Source organism: Streptomyces sp. NPDC058308 (assembly GCF_042880275.1).
Lineage (GTDB): Bacteria > Actinomycetota > Actinomycetes > Streptomycetales > Streptomycetaceae > Streptomyces.
Window position 1 is genome coordinate 66,435 of sequence record NZ_JBHVZA010000008.1, and the last position, 16,295, is coordinate 82,729.

General features: G+C 71.4%; 14 protein-coding genes. 7 read left to right on the plus strand and 7 right to left on the minus strand.

All coding sequences use genetic code 11. The features are described from left to right. Positions 1 to 65: 65 nt before the first annotated feature. Both ACFVYL_RS13405 and ACFVYL_RS13410 read left to right on the plus strand, forming a co-directional pair. Positions 66 to 1,148, plus strand: coding sequence for a CPBP family intramembrane glutamic endopeptidase (locus ACFVYL_RS13405; RefSeq protein ID WP_389715190.1), 1,083 nt, complete (start codon positions 66 to 68; stop codon positions 1,146 to 1,148). 143 nt (positions 1,149 to 1,291) lie between these two features. Continuing rightward, positions 1,292 to 3,442, plus strand: a complete 2,151-nt coding sequence (locus ACFVYL_RS13410) for a GTP-binding protein (RefSeq protein ID WP_389715191.1) — start codon at positions 1,292 to 1,294, stop codon at positions 3,440 to 3,442. Positions 3,443 to 3,507: 65 nt separating this feature from the next. Here ACFVYL_RS13410 and ACFVYL_RS13415 read toward each other — a convergent pair whose 3' ends face one another. Next, the gene (locus ACFVYL_RS13415) at positions 3,508 to 4,503 is read right to left on the minus strand and encodes a sigma factor (RefSeq protein ID WP_389715192.1); all 996 of its coding nucleotides are present in this window, start codon (positions 4,501 to 4,503) and stop codon (positions 3,508 to 3,510) included. Between the two features lie 79 nt (positions 4,504 to 4,582). Between ACFVYL_RS13415 and ACFVYL_RS13420 the strand changes: the two genes are divergently transcribed. Next, on the plus strand, positions 4,583 to 5,047 hold the full coding sequence (locus ACFVYL_RS13420; protein ID WP_389715193.1) for a carboxymuconolactone decarboxylase family protein: 465 nt from the start codon (positions 4,583 to 4,585) through the stop codon (positions 5,045 to 5,047). Between the two features lie 128 nt (positions 5,048 to 5,175). Beyond that, positions 5,176 to 6,084, plus strand: a complete 909-nt coding sequence (locus ACFVYL_RS13425; protein ID WP_389715415.1) for an aminoglycoside phosphotransferase family protein — start codon at positions 5,176 to 5,178, stop codon at positions 6,082 to 6,084. A gap of 132 nt (positions 6,085 to 6,216) precedes the next feature. Here ACFVYL_RS13425 and ACFVYL_RS13430 read toward each other — a convergent pair whose 3' ends face one another. From ACFVYL_RS13430 to ACFVYL_RS13455, 6 genes are all read right to left on the minus strand, one after another. Beyond that, a complete protein-coding gene (locus tag ACFVYL_RS13430) occupies positions 6,217 to 6,846 on the minus strand; it encodes an HAD-IA family hydrolase (RefSeq protein ID WP_389715195.1) in 630 nt (209 codons plus the stop codon). A 111-nt stretch (positions 6,847 to 6,957) separates the two neighbouring features. Then, the gene (locus ACFVYL_RS13435; RefSeq protein WP_389715196.1) at positions 6,958 to 7,785 is read right to left on the minus strand and encodes a hypothetical protein; all 828 of its coding nucleotides are present in this window, start codon (positions 7,783 to 7,785) and stop codon (positions 6,958 to 6,960) included. 292 nt (positions 7,786 to 8,077) lie between these two features. After that, positions 8,078 to 8,425: a hypothetical protein gene (locus ACFVYL_RS13440; RefSeq protein ID WP_389715198.1), complete on the minus strand. Its 348-nt coding sequence runs from the start codon at positions 8,423 to 8,425 to the stop codon at positions 8,078 to 8,080. 37 nt (positions 8,426 to 8,462) lie between these two features. After that, on the minus strand, positions 8,463 to 9,155 hold the full coding sequence (locus ACFVYL_RS13445; RefSeq protein ID WP_389715200.1) for a GNAT family N-acetyltransferase: 693 nt from the start codon (positions 9,153 to 9,155) through the stop codon (positions 8,463 to 8,465). Positions 9,156 to 9,645: 490 nt separating this feature from the next. Continuing rightward, positions 9,646 to 10,815, minus strand: coding sequence for a family 2 encapsulin nanocompartment cargo protein polyprenyl transferase (locus ACFVYL_RS13450; protein WP_389715416.1), 1,170 nt, complete (start codon positions 10,813 to 10,815; stop codon positions 9,646 to 9,648). Positions 10,816 to 10,935: 120 nt separating this feature from the next. After that, positions 10,936 to 12,342: a family 2B encapsulin nanocompartment shell protein gene (locus tag ACFVYL_RS13455; RefSeq protein WP_389715201.1), complete on the minus strand. Its 1,407-nt coding sequence runs from the start codon at positions 12,340 to 12,342 to the stop codon at positions 10,936 to 10,938. Positions 12,343 to 12,530: 188 nt separating this feature from the next. On the opposite strand from ACFVYL_RS13455, the gene ACFVYL_RS13460 reads away from it, so the two are divergent. From ACFVYL_RS13460 to ACFVYL_RS13470, 3 genes are all read left to right on the plus strand, one after another. Beyond that, positions 12,531 to 15,137, plus strand: a complete 2,607-nt coding sequence (locus tag ACFVYL_RS13460) for a bifunctional lysylphosphatidylglycerol flippase/synthetase MprF (RefSeq protein WP_389715202.1) — start codon at positions 12,531 to 12,533, stop codon at positions 15,135 to 15,137. Between the two features lie 119 nt (positions 15,138 to 15,256). Continuing rightward, a complete protein-coding gene (locus ACFVYL_RS13465) occupies positions 15,257 to 15,493 on the plus strand; it encodes a hypothetical protein (RefSeq protein ID WP_389715204.1) in 237 nt (78 codons plus the stop codon). A gap of 139 nt (positions 15,494 to 15,632) precedes the next feature. Then, positions 15,633 to 16,223, plus strand: a complete 591-nt coding sequence (locus ACFVYL_RS13470; protein ID WP_389715205.1) for an N-acetylmuramoyl-L-alanine amidase — start codon at positions 15,633 to 15,635, stop codon at positions 16,221 to 16,223. The last annotated feature ends 72 nt before the right edge of the window (positions 16,224 to 16,295 follow it).

The following is a 16,295-nucleotide window of genomic DNA, read 5'->3' on the forward strand; positions in this document are numbered from 1 at the left end:
GTTGGAGAGCACGATCGTGCGGGCGGCCGACGCCACGGCCCGGCCCCGCCGGAATGCTGGTGCACATGACCACGCCGCCCTCCGCGAACCGCTCGGCCCACCCGTACGAACCCGCGTACGGGCCGTACGAACCCGCGCATGGGCCGTACGAACCCGCGTACGGGCCGCACGCCTCGTACGGGCCCTACGCGCCGCACGAGCCGAGGGCCCTCGTCCCCACCCCGCCGCTCCCCTACCACCGCCTCGCCCTGGCCACCGGCCGGCACCGCTGGTGGCGCCCCCTGGCCGGGACCGGACTCGTGCTGGTCGGCGCCGTCGTCGCGTCGCTGGTGGTGCTGCTGGCGGGCGAGGTGGCGGGAGCGTTCCTGGACCGGCCCGTCGGCAAGGACGGGTTCCGCGCCTGGGGCGGTATCGGTGAGACGGGGCAGGCACTGTTGTCGCTCGCCCTGCTCACCCCTGTGGTGTTCCTGGCCGCCCACTGGGCGCAACGGCGTCCCGCGGGCACCCTGTCGTCGGTGACCGGACGGCTGCGGTGGCGCTGGCTCGTGCGGTGTCTGGGCGTCGGACTGCCGCTGGTCACCGCGTCGACGGGACTCATGCTGCTGCTCCCGGAGTCGGCGGCCGACGGCACGAACGCCACGGAGTGGGCGGGCTTCCCGGACTTCCTGCTCGGGCTCGCGATGGTGTGCGTACTCGTGCCGTTCCAGGCGTCGGCGGAGGAGTACGCGTTCCGGGGCTGGCTCACCCAGGCGGTCGGCGCCTGGTGCCGCTCGCCGTGGGTGGCGATCCTGCCGCAGGCGTTCCTGTTCGCCGCGGCCCACGGGTGGGGGACGCCGTGGGGCTTCGCGGATCTGGTCGTGTTCGGGCTGGTCGCGGGCGTGCTGACGGTCCGTACGGGCGGACTGGAGGCCGCGATCGGCCTGCACGTGCTCAACAACCTCCTTGCGATGGGGCTGTCGGCCGCGATCGCCGGAGGCCTCGCCTCCGAGGAGACGGCCGCGGACATGGAGTGGGCTGCCGTGGGTGTCGACGTGCTGGCGGTCTGCGCGTACGCGGCGGTCGTGCTGTGGCTGGCGGGACGCAGCGCCCTCTTGCCGCCCGACGCGAAGGCCACCGCACGGGTGGCCCCCACGACCCCCTCGTCCTAAATCATTTGCCGCCTGCGAGCACCGGCTGCTGCACTGGGGAAGTCGGCAAGGGTCGGCGGAATCTGCGGAGGAGACGGAAATGCGGCGTTCGTGCATGTCCCACACGAAAGGAATTCCCACTTCCGCAAAGGACATGACGGTACGTGCACTCATCTGCTCCGCACATTCTGAATCTGGGCATTCTGGCCCACATCGACGCCGGTAAGACCAGCCTGACCGAGCGGCTCCTGCACGCCGCCGGTGTCATCGACGAAGTCGGCCGCGTCGACGACGGAAACACCCGGACCGACTCGCTCGCCCTGGAGCGGCAACGCGGCATCACCATCAAGTCCGCCGTCGTCTCCTTCGTCATCGACGCCCCGGAGACGGCCGGGGGGATGGACGGCGGGACGGGCGACGAGGCTGCTGACAGGACCGACGACGGCGTCACGGTCAATCTGATCGACACCCCGGGCCACCCGGACTTCATCGCCGAGGTGGAGCGGGTCCTGAGCGTGCTCGACGGCGCCGTGCTCGTGGTCTCCGCCGTGGAGGGCGTCCAGGCACAGACCCGCGTCCTGCTGCGGACACTGCGGCGGCTGCGCATCCCCACGCTGATCTTCGTGAACAAGACGGACCGCGGCGGCGCCCGTTACGAGGGCGTCCTGCGGAACATCTCCGAACGGCTGACCCCGGACATCGTCCCGATGGGAACGGTCTCCGGCCTCGGCACGCGCACGGCACGCTGCACGGCGTTCACCGCGCAGGACGCCGAGTCCTCGCCCGGGGGCGACTTCACCGCCCGCCTCACCGAACTGCTCGCCGGTCACGACGACGCGCTCCTCTCCGCGTACGTCGAGGACGCGGCGTCCCTCTCGTACGACCGTCTCCGCGCCGAACTGGCCCATCAGACCCGCCGCGCCCTCGTGCACCCGGTGTTCTTCGGCTCGGCGGCGACGGGTGCCGGAGTGGCCGAACTGATGGACGGCATCCGGGAGTTCCTCCCCGCCTTGGCCGGTGACGCCGACGGGCCGGTCTCCGGAAGCGTGTTCAAGGTGGAGCGCGGGGCGGCCGGGGAGAAGATCGCGTACGTACGGATGTTCTCGGGCACGGTCCGTACGCGCGACCGTCTGGACATCGGCACCGGCGTCGACGGGGGCGGGGCCCGCCGTGCGGGCAAGGTCACCGGCGTCAGCGTCTTCGAGCGGGGCGAAGACGTGCGCGGCCACGAGGTCCGCGCGGGCCGCATCGGCAGGCTCCGGGGGCTCGGCGACGTCCGGATCGGGGACGTGATCGGCGTACCGCGCGAGGGGACCGAGCCCGGCGGCCACTTCTTCGCGCCGCCCACCCTGGAGACGGTCGTCTCTCCGCTGGACCCCGCCGACCGGGGCGCCCTGCACCTCGCGCTCACCCAGCTCGCCGAGCAGGACCCGCTGATCGACCTGCGGCAGGACGCCGTCCGCCAGGAGGTGTCCCTCTCGCTCTACGGCGAGGTGCAGAAGGAGGTCATCCAGGCGACGCTCGCCGCGGAGTTCGGCCTCGACGTGTCGTTCCGTGAGACCACGACGATCTGTGTGGAGCGGGTCGTCGGCACCGGCTCGGCGTTCGAGATCATCGACAAGGACCCCAACCCGTTCCTCGCCACGGTCGGACTGCGGGTGGAGCCCGCGCCGGTCGGCGCCGGTGTGGAGTTCCGGCTCGGGGTCGAACTCGGCTCGATGCCGTACGCGTTCTTCCGCGCGGTCGAGGAGACGGTCGAGGAGACGCTGCGGCAAGGCATCCACGGCTGGCGCGTCCCCGACTGCACGGTCACGATGACGCACGCCGGGTACTGGCCGCGGCAGAGCCACGCCCACGGCACGTTCGACAAGAGCATGTCGAGCACCGCCGGGGACTTCCGGAACCTGACTCCGCTCGTCCTGATGGACGCGCTGCGGGAGGCGGGCACGGCGGTGCACGAGCCGATGCACCGCTTCCGGCTCGACGTCCCCGCAGACACGGTCGGGGCGGTCCTGCCCGCCCTCGCCCGGCTGCGGGCCATCCCGCACACGCAGACGACGAACGGGTCGTCGTACCGCCTGGAAGGAGACGTCCCCGCACAGCAGGTGCACGCGCTGGAGCAGCTGCTGCCCGGACTGACGCGTGGCGAGGGCGAGTTGGAGTCCGCCTTCGACCACTACGAGCCGGTACGCGGCGGCACACCACCGACCCGCGAACGGACGGACCACGACCCGCTCAACCGCAAGGACTACCTGCTGCGGGTGGTGCGCCGGACGAACGGCGGCAGCGGCCGGGACTGCGCCGCCGGTCAGTGACGCCCTGCTCCCGGCTCCTGCCTCGCGCCCAGCGCGGGGCGGGGGTCATCGCCGCGCACGCACCACTAGCCCCCCAGCACCGGGAGGTTGAGCCGCTTCAGGCGCTCGCGGTCCGCGATGATGTTGATCTCCACGATCTTGCCGTCCACCACCGTGAAGGACCCGAGCGAGACCGCCTCGCCGCCGGGCAGCCCGACCAGGCCCGGCAGTCCGTTGACGAGCACCAGATACTGGTCCGCCGCGACCCGCGCGAACATCTTCGCCTGCCCGGCCACCACCGCGGCACCCCGCACCACCTTCGACAGACCCGACGACAGCTCGCCGGTGTCCGCGCGCAACACGACGTCCGGGTCGAGGAGTTCGAGCAGCGCGTCGAAGTCACCGGTACGCGTGGCGGCCATCCACGCCTCGACGACCTCGCGCTGCTTGGCCACGTCCGTCTCCGCGGCCGGCGTGGAGCCCTGCACGCGGCGGCGCGCCCGGCTGGCCAGCTGGCGCGTCGCGGCCGGCGAACGCTCCACCACCGGCGCGATCTCGTCGAACGGCACGGCGAACATGTCGTGCAGCACGAACGCGAGCCGCTCGGCGGGCGCCAGCGTCTCCAGTACGACCAGGAGCGCGAGGCCCACCGAGTCGGCGAGCAGCACCTCCTGCTCGGGGTCGGCCGCGTCCACGCGGGTGACGACCGGGTCCGGGATGTGCGTCTCCCCGAACGTCTGCAGCGAGGCGTCCAGGGAGTCCTCGCGGCGGGACTGCCGGGAACGCAGCAGGTCGAGGCAGATGCGTCCGACGACCGTGGTCAGCCAACCGCCCAGATTCTGCACCTGGCCCGGCCCCTGCTCCGCGCCGCCCGACGCCGCGCCCGCCCCCGACTCCGACTCCGACTCCGCGCCCACCCCCGACCCGGCCACGGTACGGCTCAGCCGGAACCACGCCTCCTGCACCGCGTCCTCGGACTCGCTCAGCGAGCCGAGCATGCGGTACGCGACCGCGTTCAGACGCGGCCTGTGCTCCTCGAACCTCGCCGCGAGCGCGACCTGTGCCGATCCGTTCTCGTCCATCTGTCACTTTCTCCCGTCGCGGCCCGTCATAGGTATGACGGTCAGCCCCACACATGCGTGACAACCGAGGAGAACAGTAATGATCATCGGGATGAGGAGTCCGACCGAGGTCCTCCCCGACGTCGCGCCCACGCTTCAGATCCTGTTGGAGAGTACGCAGACCGCCGGCGTGCCCGAGGCCACGCTCGGACTCGTCCGTCTGCGCACGAGCCAGATCAACGGCTGCGCCGCGGGGGTCGGACTCGGCGTGCGCAGCGCGCTGCGGAACGGCGAGACCGACGAGCGCCTGCACGCCGTGGCCGCCTGGCGCGACACCTCCTGCTTCACCGGCGCCGAGCGGGCCGCGCTCGCGCTCGCCGAGCACACGGCGCGCCTCGCCGACCGCCCGGACGCCGTCCCTGACACCGTCTGGGACGAGGCCGCCGCCCACTACGACGAACGCCAACTCGCCGCGATCGTCCTCATGATCGGCGTGACCAACCTCTTCAACCGCCTCGACGTCACCACCCGGCAGCCGTCGGGCGAGGGCGGCGAGCCGAGGTGACGAGCCGGACGCCCGCGAAAATCGGTGGACGCGGGACCGGCGGAACAGGTGGGATGAGGAGTCACCCCAAGCTGTCACCGGCTGCCCAAGCGCCGTAGGACCCCGAGGAGTTGCCCGAGTTGTCGTCCGTGCAGATCGATGCCGACCTCGTCCGCCGGCTGCTGGCCGAACAGTTCCCGCGGTGGGCCGACCTGCCCGTCGCGTCGGTACCGCTCCCTGGCATGGACAACGCGACGTTCCGGCTCGGTGACGACATGTCCGTACGGCTGCCGCGGTACGCCCGTTGGACCGGGCAGGTCGAGCGGGAGCAGCGCTGGCTCCCGTGGCTGGCCCCGCAACTGCCGCTCACCGTCTCGACACCGGTCGCCGCGGGGCGGCCCGGGCAGGGCTACCCCTTCCCCTGGTCGGTCTACCGCTGGCTCGACGGTACGGCCGCGACCACCGAAGGACTCGCCGACCCCGTCCGCACGGCACGCGAACTCGCCGGATTCATCGGCGCGTTGCAGAAGATCGACGCCACCGACGGCCCCGCCCCGGACCTGAGCAACGCCTTCCGAGGCGAGCGCGTGGGCACCGAAAGCGACTCCCTGGCCGCCGACTCCCTCGTACGGTCCAAGATCACGAAGCTGGACGGCATCGTCGACACGGGCGCCGTCACGGCGGTCTGGGAGGCGGCCCTCGCGGCGCCCGCATGGGACCGCGAGCCCGTGTGGCTGCACGGCGATCTCGCGACCGGCAACCTCCTCGCCGTCGACGGCCACCTGAGCGCCGTCATCGACTTCGGCACGCTGGCCGTGGGCGATCCCGCCTGCGACCTGATCCCCACCTGGATGTTCCTGCCCGCCGAGGCACGGGCACCCTTCCGCGCGGCGGTCGGCATGGACGACGCGACGTGGGCTCGGGCCCGCGGCCTGGCACTCGCCGGGTCGCTGCCGGTGCCCGACGACCCGTTCTTCGCCATCCCCGCGCGGGTGACGGCGGCGCTGCGGCACCTGAACGCGGTGCTCGACGACTTCGCGGAGCACGCGGGTTCCTAGGGGCGGCGGGGAGGACGTGGCCTTGGAGGCAGGTTCAGCCACGTCAGGTCGGGCCAGGCCCGGTCAAGTCAGGCCCGGTCGGTCGGGTCAGGCCCGGTCAGGTCAGGTCAGGTCAGGTCAGGTCAGGTCAGGTCAGGTCAGTGAGGCCAACGCCGCCCGCAGGTCCGCCGGTTCCTGGTAGAGCAGGCCGGTCATCCCGAGCGCGACGGCGGCGTCCACGTTCTCCTGGCGGTCGTCCACGAAGAGGCAGCGGCCCGGTGCGACCCCGGCCCGCGCCGCCGCCGTCTCGTAAATGCGGCGGTCCGGCTTGGCGATGCCGAGATCGGCGCTGCTGACCACGTCGTCCAGCAGGCCCTCCGGCCCGGTCAGCCCCAGCAGGGCGAGGTCGTCGGCGAGCCACGGGGTCGCGTTCGTGACGAGCAGGACGGGCAGCCCGGCCGCGCGGACCTGCCGAAGCAGCCCCACGACCACCTCGTCGGCCCGGAACTTCGCCTCGGCCAGCGTCGCCCCGAGCTCCTGCCCGCGCGCCCACGGCACCCGGTCGGCGAGCCCGTCCGCGATCGACTCGATCCACCGCTCCTTGGTGATCTCCCCGCGCATCAGCGGCATGTCGGTCTCGGGCCGGAAGGCCACCTCCGCCGTGCTCCCCTGCGGCAGGCCGACCGAGCGCTCCAGCTCTTCCAGCTCCGCCATGTCGTAGAAACGGATCACGCCGTCGAGGTCACTCAGTACGGCGTCGAACGCCCGGGCGCAGATCGTCATCACACGTGTTTATCACGCTGCCCCCACTGCCCCGCTGCCCCGCTGCCCCGACGGGCATCCTCCACCCGAGCCGCGCCCCACCCCGCCCCTCGTGCGCCCGCCACTCCGGACTCACCGCTCCCCGAGCACCTCACTCACCCTGGCGCGCACGCGCATCTGGTTCTTGCCCACGACCTCGTACCGCGACTTGTGGCGGCGCAATTCCTCACGCTGCTTCTCGTTGCTGACGACCCACCACACTCCGGCCACATTCAGCTTCCGGCTGCACTCGACATCGGCGACAGCCGTCTCCAACTCCCGCTTCGTACGGTGGGTGTTGCCGTCCTTGCGCCCCTCGCGCCACGCCTTGTCCCGATAGGCCTGCGACGGGTTCTCATACCGTTTGAAACCCTTGTCCACCACGCAGCGCGACCAGCCGCCGAAGGCATCACGCACCCGCCGGTCCCCGGCAACGGCCTTGTCGATCTTCCCCTTGCGCTCCTGCACGTACCCCCAGAGCCGCGCCCGCTCGGCCGCACCTCCCGTGACCTCCCGCATGCCCTCCCCGGAGCATCCGCCCTCGGGGAGCACGCGGCCGTTCACCACGTCACGACCGCCGCGCTCCGCATCGAAGCCGTACAGCACTTCGTACTCTTGCTGCGTCAGCGCCCGCCCCTTCGGCCGCACCCCCGCACGCAGACGCCTCAAGCGGTCCGGTTCGATGCCATAGCCCCAGCGGCGAGCCTGGTCGAGGTCGAGCATCCCGTACGGAGACACCGTGGTCATCGTGAGCGCGACGACATGTTCGCCTCCCGATCCGACCTGCGGCTTGGGGTCGAGCGGGAAATCGGCGAACCCGAAGGACCGCATGCACCGCTGCGTCGTCCGCTGCAGCGCCCGCCCCAGACGTTGGTCGTCCCGGCGGCTGAACTCGTATCTCTCCAGCGGAAGTTCGGGCATGTCCCGCAAACTCCGCACCCGCGGCACACCGGATTCCCGCCCGTTCCCCGGGCCACCATCCCCGGAGCCGCACCCCGACATCGCCCCCGTCAACACCACGCCTGCCAGGGCGAGTACGCCCCACCACGCCTTCATCGCGCCCCTCCCCGGGCGGCCACATCACCGCTCCGCGGGGACCCTACCGCCAGGCCGACCAGGGCAGCCCGACACGTCCCGGCACACCTCACCCCGGGCCGGTCCGAGCACGGTCGAGACGGCGGTCGACCCGCAAGGCGTCACGTCCCGCAAGGCGTCACGTATCGCCGCTGCTGCCCTCCCCGCGAGGGGCTGCGCGCTCGCCCTCGCCCCCGCGCGCGACGGACCTCCTGCTGTACCGCGACCAGGTCCGGTGCCAGGGCCGGGGCCGCTTGACCGCCGCACCCACGCCACCGCCCGCCCGGCCACCCGGCTCCTCGCCGTCACCGAGGACACATGCCTCACACTCCGCGTTGCGGCACGGCCCGGGGCCCCACACGGGGACGAACACCCCGAGTACCTTGCGCCGCCGGATCGCCGTACCCACCGGCCCTCCGCAGACCTTGCACACCGGCTCGCCCTCGTACTGCGGCGCAAGGTCGGGCCGTGGCTCTTCGCTGCCCATACCTCCAGGTTATTCCGATACGGCCGACCGAGCAGTCCTACGACGTCGACCTCTTCGCCACGGCCGCGCCCGGATCACGCCACATCGGCCACATCCGCGGACCGTCCGGCAGATCGAGCGTCGTACTCATGATCTCGAACCCCAAGCGCGCGTACAGGTCACGGCTCCGCGTGTTGCTCGCCTCCAGATAGGCGTGCGTGCCCTCGCGATCGCACCGTTCGAGCACCGCGGCGACGAGCTCCGTACCGAGCCCCTCGCCCTGCCGGTCCGGGTGCACGGCTATGAGGTGCAGGTATTCGTGCGCCCTGTCGGTCGGATGGATCGCGTCCGTCAGCCGCCCGATCACCTCGACGCGCTCGTTCCCGGGGTCGACGATCCGGCGCAGCAACGCCGGTCCGTCCTCGTCACCCGCCCCCTCCCCCGCAGCGGCCTCCCCCAGCTCCCCGCCACCTGCGTCTTCGTCACCCGTGTCCCTGTCACCCGCGTCTCCGCCACCCGCGGGCACGGACCACCACAGCGCCACGGCCGCGCCGTCCTCGGTGACGTCGACGTACCCCTCGCTGAGCGCGATGTCGAAGAAGGCACCCATCAACCCACCGTGCAGGCGCAGGCGCCGCTCCTCCTCGGGAAAGATCCAGCTGCTCACCGGGTCCTGCATGAACGCCGCATCGAGCAGCCGGACCACGTCCTCCCGGTCGCCCTCCCCGGCCCTCCGGATCGCCACGCCCACAGCCCGCCCCTCACCACTCGTCCGCTCCCGACGACGCGTCCACGGGCCCCTCAACCCCTGGGCTCGGCACGTCGGTTGCAGAGTAGGTGATCTCCGGCGTACACCGGAGGGCGGTCTCGGAAGGCGTCGGGACCCACAGCCCGGCGGGCCCGGACCTCCCCAGGCCGAGCCACACCGGGCTATGTCCCACCTCACCTCCTCACCCCACTCCATCCCAGGCCTTCATCCCGTCCCCCCATTACTGTCTACGCCGACTGTCTACGCAGCCCCAGCGCCCCCCCGTCGCCCCCCTTCGCTCCCCACTCAGTTCCGCGGCGAGGCGCACGGCGTACTCCCCCGAGGCCGCGGCTTGGCCCGCGCTCCTCTCTCCTCACCCAGCCCCCTTCACTCCGCACCCCGGCCCCATCACTCCGCACCCCGCCCTCGCAGCACCTCACCCCATTCCTGTCCCTTCACCCCCCTCCTCAGCACGCCACTCCCCCGCCCCCTCTCAATACGTACGCCGCGTCACGAACTCCGCGAGTGCCAGCAGGCCGCCCGCCGATTCCGGATCAGGAACCGCTCCGGCGAGCTGCCCCACCGCCTTGGACATACGGTCCGCCGCGTGCCCCTGCGCCCAGTCGCGACCACCCGCACGCTCCACGGCATGGGCCGCGCGCGCCGCGAACTCCCGAACTTCTCCGGCCTTTTCGATCCCCGCCTTCTCGACCCCCGCCTTCTCGATCCGGGCCCCCTCGAACCCCCTCGTGCCGTCCCCCGCCCCGCCGTACAACTCGGCCAGTTCGGCTGCGGCCGGTGTGCCCGAGGCCAGAGCCGCGACGACCGGCAGGGACTTCTTCCGGGCCGCCAGGTCGGCACCCGCGGGCTTGCCGGTGCGGCCGGGGTCGCCCCAGATGCCGATGACGTCGTCGATGAGCTGGAAGGCGAGGCCCGCCTCCCGGCCGAACCCGTCCAGCGCATCGGCCTCCTCCTTGCCCGCGCCCGCGTACACCGCCCCCAGCGCGCAGGCACAGCCGAGCAGTGCCCCGGTCTTGGCCTCGGCCATGGCGAGGCACTCCTCCAGCGTGACCTCGTCCGGACCGCGGGCCTCCAGCGCGGAGTCCGCGAGCTGGCCCGCGCAGAGCTCCACCACGCAGGCGGTGAGCCGGGCGGCGGCTGCCGGGGCCCCCGGGTGGGGGTCTTCGGCGACCAGTCGCTGTGCCAGTGCCTGCAGGGCGTCGCCAGTGAGAATCGCGCCGGCCTCGCCGAACACGGTCCAGGCGGTGGGCCGGTGCCTGCGCGTGGTGTCGCGGTCCATCACGTCGTCGTGCAGGAGTGTGAAGTTGTGGACCAACTCCACGGCGGCCGCCGCCCGTACGGCCGCGGCGGGCTCCCCGCCGAGGGCCCGCACCGCGGTGAGCACGAGCGCGGGCCTGATGGCCTTGCCCGCGTTCCCCGAGGCCGGTGTGCCATCCGCGTGCTCCCACCCGAAGTGGTAGAGCGCGATCCGGCGCAGCGATCCGGGCAGCGAGTCGATCGCCCTGCGCAGCTCCGGATCGACGTGCGTCCGTGCCGACGCCAGAATCTCCGCGGCCTCGTGCCCTTCGCCCGGTACGGCCCCCGGGGCACGCCCCGAGTCGCCGCCCGCCACGTCCACCGATTCCGTCGTTTCCGTCGTCATGTCCGTCATGGACTCACCCCGTGAAGGATGCGGACGGTGGCGGTTCCTCGGCCTGTGGGCGCGTACGGAGGGGGTGTACCCCGTGCCGTCCCCGGAGACACGGCGCCTGGCTCGGCTGGCTCACTGCCATCGACCGATCTCGACGTTCTCCAGGACCCCGAGCGCGTCGGGAACGAGCACCGCCGCGGAGTAGTACGTCGAGACCAGGTACGAGATGATCGCCTGCTCGCTGATGCCCATGAACCGTACGGACAGGCTCGGTTCGATCTCGTCGGGGATGCCGCTCTGGCGCAGGCCGACGACACCCTGTTCCTCCTCTCCTGTACGCATGCAGATGATGGACGTCGTCCGGGCCTCGGTGACCGGGATCTTGTCGCACGGGAAGATCGGCACCCCGCGCCAGGTGGGGATCCTGGTGCCTCCCACATCAATGGCCTCCGGAGCGAGCCCCCGCTTGTTGGTCTCACGGCCGAACGCGGCGATCGCGCTCGGGTGGGCGAGGAAGAGCTTGGAGCCGCGCCTGCGGCTGAGCAGTTCGTCCAGGTCGTCCGGGCTGGGGACGCCGTCGTGGGGCTGGATCCGCTGTTCGTACTCGCAGTTGTTCAGGAGGCCGAACTCGCGGTTGTTGATGAGCTCGTGCTCCTGACGCTCCTTGAGCGCCTCGACGGTCAGCCGCAACTGCTGCTCGGTCTGGTTCATCGGCTGGTTGTAGAGGTCGGCCACGCGCGTGTGGACGCGCAGCACCGTCTGGGCGACGCTCAGTTCGTACTCACGCGGCGCCGATTCGTAGTCCACGAAGGTGCCCGGGAGCACGGCCTCTCCGACATGGCCGGCCGACAGGTCGATGGCCGCCTCGCCGTACCCGTTCGTGCGCTGGGCCGGGAGGGACCGCAACCTCTGCAGGTGGTCGCGGAGCGTGTCGCTGCGCTCCGCGACCTGTTCGAGTTCCTGGCGGGGCAGGGTGAGGACCGTGCACGCGGTCACCGCACGCGCGGTGTACTCCCAGATGGACTCGGAGTCGATGAGTGCCTGTTCGCCGAAGTAGGAACCGTCGGCGAGCGTTTCGAGCACGGTGTCGTCCCCGTACGGACCCGCACCGATCTTCTCGACGCGGCCGTGCGCGAGCAGGAACACCTCGTCCGCCTGGCTGCCGAAGGAGGCCAGGACCTCTCCCTCGGCGAACTCCCGCTGATGGCAGCGCTGCGCCAGCTCCCCCAGCACCCCCTCGTCCTCGAAGTCCCGCAGCACCGGCAGCTCGCCGAGCTCGGCCGGGATGACCTGCACGCGGTCGCCGGTCTTCACGAAAGTCACCCGGCCGTCGCCGACCGAGTAGCTCAGCCTGCGGTTCACCCGGTACGTGCCGCCCTGCACCTGGACCCAGGGCAGCATCCGCAGCAGCCAGCGGGAGCTGATCTCCTGCATCTGTGGTGCGGATTTGGTGGTGGTGGCCAGATTCCGCGCGGCGGATGTGCCGAGACTCTGCTGCGGCTTCTCCGACTCAGTACGGATCTCTTCGCCTACCGACATTGGCTTTGCCCTCCCGAATACCTGCATGCGGTGATCTGCCCGCCCAAATCCTTCCAGCACCGAACGTGGTCGCGCCATTACACAAACGAGCGGGAATAGATCACGCTTCCGCGGGGCAGTAGGTGCGTTTCCACCCGTTCGGCCCAACTCGGGAGGTGCCGGGCCGGGCAGCCTGGTGGGCTCGGGAGATGACCACCTCCGAGGCCGCTGCCGACGCCGGTGCGCGAGAGCCGGCGGCGCCGGTCGCGCCGCCGGGCGAGCGCGGTCCGGTGCGCTGGCTGCACGCCGTCGGCCGGGCCTTCGAACCGGTGCGCCGTGCGCCGGTGACCGTGTTCGTGGTCGTGGCGCTGTGGGCCGTGGGCTTCTTCACCGGGAGTCTCGGCGCCGGCCCCTCCCGCACGCTCCTGAACGACATCGGCGTGGGCGTTCCCGCACTCGCCGAGGGCCGCTGGTGGACACCGCTCACCTCGATCCTCTGGTGCCCGGGCATTGGCAACTACATCGGCTCCACCCTGCTGTTGCTGCTCCTGGGCTCAGCCGCCGAGCAGCGCATGGGCTCCGTGCGCACCGCCGTCGTCCTGGTCCTCGGCCAGGTCCTTGGCGCGCTGCTCGGCACCGGCGTCGTCAAGCTGGGCGCGCTGGCCGGTGAGGACTGGCTGGACGACCTCTCGCGCAGCCTGACGGCGACGCCCGGGATCGGCGCCTGCGCCGTCGGCGCCTTTCTCAGCTTCCGGCTCGACGCCCTGTGGCGGCGCAGGCTCCAGCTGTGCCTGATCGTGTTCCCGCTGATGCTCGCGCTGTACGTCGGCCATCTCCAGGGGGTGCTGCGGCTGGGCGGCGTCGTGGTGGGCCTCGGGCTCGGCGCCCTCGCGCACCGGCACACGCACCGGCTGCGGATGCCGCACGCCTCACACTCCGAGGGGCGGGTCCTGGTGGCCCTCGTGGTGGCCGCCTCCGCCGTCGGCCCCCTCGTCGCCACGCTCTACAAGGACTCGCTCGGCCCCTTCAACGTCCTCGACCTGTACGTCTCCGGAGGACCCAGCCCCGAGGAGATCGCGGAGGCCTGCGTCCGGGCCGGCAGCACGGACTGCGCCCGCATCCATGCCCAGGACCGCTTCTACGGCTCTCCCGCGATGCTCATGGGCATCGCCATTCCGCTGCTGCTGCTTGTGCTCGCCGAGGGACTGCGCCGCGGTCTGCGGCTGTCCTGGCGGATCACCGTGGCCGCGCAGCTGGTGTGGCTGGGGCTCATGGCGTACCTGCTGAGTGACATCGCCTCGCACCCGGACCGGTACGTGCTGGAGGGCAGCGACCTGTCCGACCAGAAGGCCGCGATGATCCAGTCGGTCGTCGAGCAGATGATGCTGCCCCTGCTCGTCCTGGTGCTGCTCCTCCTCGCCCGGCGCCTCTTCGACCAAAGCCTTTCGCGGACCACCGTGACGGGGCTCGCGGGGACCGTCGGCGGCACGCTGCTGCTGGCCTGCCTGGCCTACGTGGGCATCGGTTACGCGGTGCGCGACCAGTTCACGCCCGACGCGACCCTCTCGAAGCTGGTCTCGGGCATCCCCGCCCAGTTCCTGCCGCCGAGCTACGAACCGTTCTTCTTCCAGGGCCGGGCCCCCGTGCCGGTCGGCGGCACGGCGCTGTCCCTGTACGAGTACTGCGGGATGCTGTTCTGGGTGGTCACCCTGATCGCCCTCTTCGTGGCGTTCCGGCGGCCCCTGATGCATGCCGACGCCGGGGCGGCCACACGCGCGCGTGCCCTGCTCGCCGCGCACGGCGGCTCCACGCTCTCGTATCTGACGACGTGGCCGGGCAATCACTACTGGTTCTCGGCGGACGGCCGGGCCGCGGTGGCCTACCGCGTGCATTCCACGGTCGCGCTCACGACGGGTGACCCCTTCGGGGAGACGTCCGCGCGCGCGGAGGCGATCGGCGGGTTCGCCGACTACTGCGACCGGAGGGGCTGGACACCGTGCTTCTACAGCGTGACGGCCGACGCCAAGCTCCGTACGGACGCGCTGGGCTGGAGCTCCGTGCAGGTCGCCGAGGACACCGTCGTTCCGTTGCCCGAGCTGGCCTTCACCGGCAAGAAGTGGCAGGACGTCCGCACGGCCCTGAACAAGGCCAAGAAGGAGGGGATCACCGCGGAGTGGCACATCTTTCCGGAGGCACCCCTGGCGCTCACCGACCAGATCCGCTCGATCTCCGAGGAGTGGGTGGCGGACAAGGGACTCCCGGAGATGGGCTTCACGCTCGGTGGCCTCGACGAGCTCGACGACCCCCATGTGCGCTGTCTCCTCGCTGTCGACGAGGAGCGCACGGTGCACGGCATCACGAGCTGGATGCCCGTCTACGGAGACAACGGAAGAGTCGCCGACGGCACGCCCGCCCCGCCGGTGGGCTGGACCCTGGACTTCATGCGGCGCCGCTCCGACGGGTTCCGCGGCTCGATGGAGTTCCTGATCGCGTCCGCCGCGCTCGGCTTCAAGGAGGAGGGCGCCCAGTTCCTCAGCCTCTCCGGAGCGCCGCTCGCCCGCTCCTCCGACTCGGGGGAGCCGCCCGCCGCGCTGCAGCGCCTGCTGGACTACGCGGGCCGCACCCTGGAGCCGGTCTACGGCTTCCGTTCGCTGCTCAACTTCAAGGCCAAGTTCCAGCCCCAGTACCGGCCCATGTACATGTGCTATCCCGACCCGGCGGCCCTGCCCAACATCACGCGGGCGATCGGCAAGGCCTATCTGCCGCACATGAAGCCCACCCAGGGAGTGCGTCTGATGCGCAAACTGACCTCTTAGACACCGGGAAGACGCGGCCCGAGCACGGGCCGGGAACTCCAAGATCTGCACAACCGTTGAACCCATCGCGGGGCATCCGTACCACCCGCCCCCTTCGCACCAACCGGCAGGAGAAGGCAATGGCAGGCTTCCTGGATCGCGCCAAAGAGCAGGCCCAGCGGGGCCTCACGCAGGGCAAGCAGAAGATCGACGAGGTCCAGGAGAAGCGCGCGGGCGACGCCCTCCTGAAGAAGCTGGGCGCCGCGTACTACGCGGAGCGGCGGGGCACCGGCTCCGCCCAGGCCACCCAGCAGGCGCTGCAGGCCCTGGAGTCCCACATCGCGACGAATGGCGACGGCTTCCTGCACGGCAACTGACCGGATCGGCTCGCACGCTGTCCGAACAGGCCTCGAATCGGTTCCGAACAGCTGGTTACGGCACCGGAGTTCCGGTACAAGCAGGGCGTACGAGACGGTCCGCGACCGGCGGCCGTCGCGCCTTGCGAAGAAGGCCGCCATGTCCCCACCCATGTCTGCGGGCAGGTTCCTGGACATCCTGCGAGACGAAGGCGTGACCGTCGTCGAAGTCGGCGACTGGGAGCACCACAACCGCAACCACAAAGGTCCCTGGGGCCCCGTGCACGGCGTGATGATCCACCACACCGTGACATCGGGCAGCCAGCGCACGGTGGAGATCTGCCGCGACGGTTACGCGTCGCTGCCGGGCCCGCTCTGCCACGGCGTCATCACCAAGGACGGCTGTGTCCACCTCGTGGGCTACGGCCGCGCCAACCACGCGGGACTCGGCGACGACGACGTGCTCCGCGCCGTCATCGCCGAGAAGCGGCTACCGCCGGACAACGAGGCGAACACCGACGGCAACCGCCACTTCTACGGCTTCGAGTGCGAGAACCTCGGCGACGGCGAGGACCCCTGGCCCGACGAGCAGCTGGACGCCATCGAGAAGGTCTCGGCCGCGATCTGCCGCCACCACGGCTGGACGGAACGCTCGGTGATCGGCCACTTGGAGTGGCAGCCGGGCAAGATCGATCCGCGCGGCTTCACGATGGACCGGATGCGAGACCGCATCGAAGAGCGCCTCAAATAACCCCACCCCGAGGAACGCCCGGGGAGCCCCGGCACAGGGCTCCCCTGCCGGACGTCGCCTCGCGGGGGACAA

What these genes read in the sequence shown, in the direction of transcription:
- ACFVYL_RS13405 (WP_389715190.1), top strand. Translation starts at nt 66, where the DNA reads ATGACCACGCCGCCCTCCGCGAACCGCTCGGCCCACCCGTACGAACCC.
- ACFVYL_RS13415 (WP_389715192.1), bottom strand. Translation starts at nt 4,503, where the DNA reads ATGGACGAGAACGGATCGGCACAGGTCGCGCTCGCGGCGAGGTTCGAG.
- ACFVYL_RS13420 (WP_389715193.1), top strand. Translation starts at nt 4,583, where the DNA reads ATGATCATCGGGATGAGGAGTCCGACCGAGGTCCTCCCCGACGTCGCG.
- ACFVYL_RS13430 (WP_389715195.1), bottom strand. Translation starts at nt 6,846, where the DNA reads ATGACGATCTGCGCCCGGGCGTTCGACGCCGTACTGAGTGACCTCGAC.
- ACFVYL_RS13435 (WP_389715196.1), bottom strand. Translation starts at nt 7,785, where the DNA reads ATGCCCGAACTTCCGCTGGAGAGATACGAGTTCAGCCGCCGGGACGAC.
- ACFVYL_RS13440 (WP_389715198.1), bottom strand. Translation starts at nt 8,425, where the DNA reads ATGGGCAGCGAAGAGCCACGGCCCGACCTTGCGCCGCAGTACGAGGGC.
- ACFVYL_RS13450 (WP_389715416.1), bottom strand. Translation starts at nt 10,815, where the DNA reads ATGACGACGGAAACGACGGAATCGGTGGACGTGGCGGGCGGCGACTCG.
- ACFVYL_RS13455 (WP_389715201.1), bottom strand. Translation starts at nt 12,342, where the DNA reads ATGTCGGTAGGCGAAGAGATCCGTACTGAGTCGGAGAAGCCGCAGCAG.
- ACFVYL_RS13460 (WP_389715202.1), top strand. Translation starts at nt 12,531, where the DNA reads ATGACCACCTCCGAGGCCGCTGCCGACGCCGGTGCGCGAGAGCCGGCG.
- ACFVYL_RS13465 (WP_389715204.1), top strand. Translation starts at nt 15,257, where the DNA reads ATGGCAGGCTTCCTGGATCGCGCCAAAGAGCAGGCCCAGCGGGGCCTC.
- ACFVYL_RS13470 (WP_389715205.1), top strand. Translation starts at nt 15,633, where the DNA reads ATGTCCCCACCCATGTCTGCGGGCAGGTTCCTGGACATCCTGCGAGAC.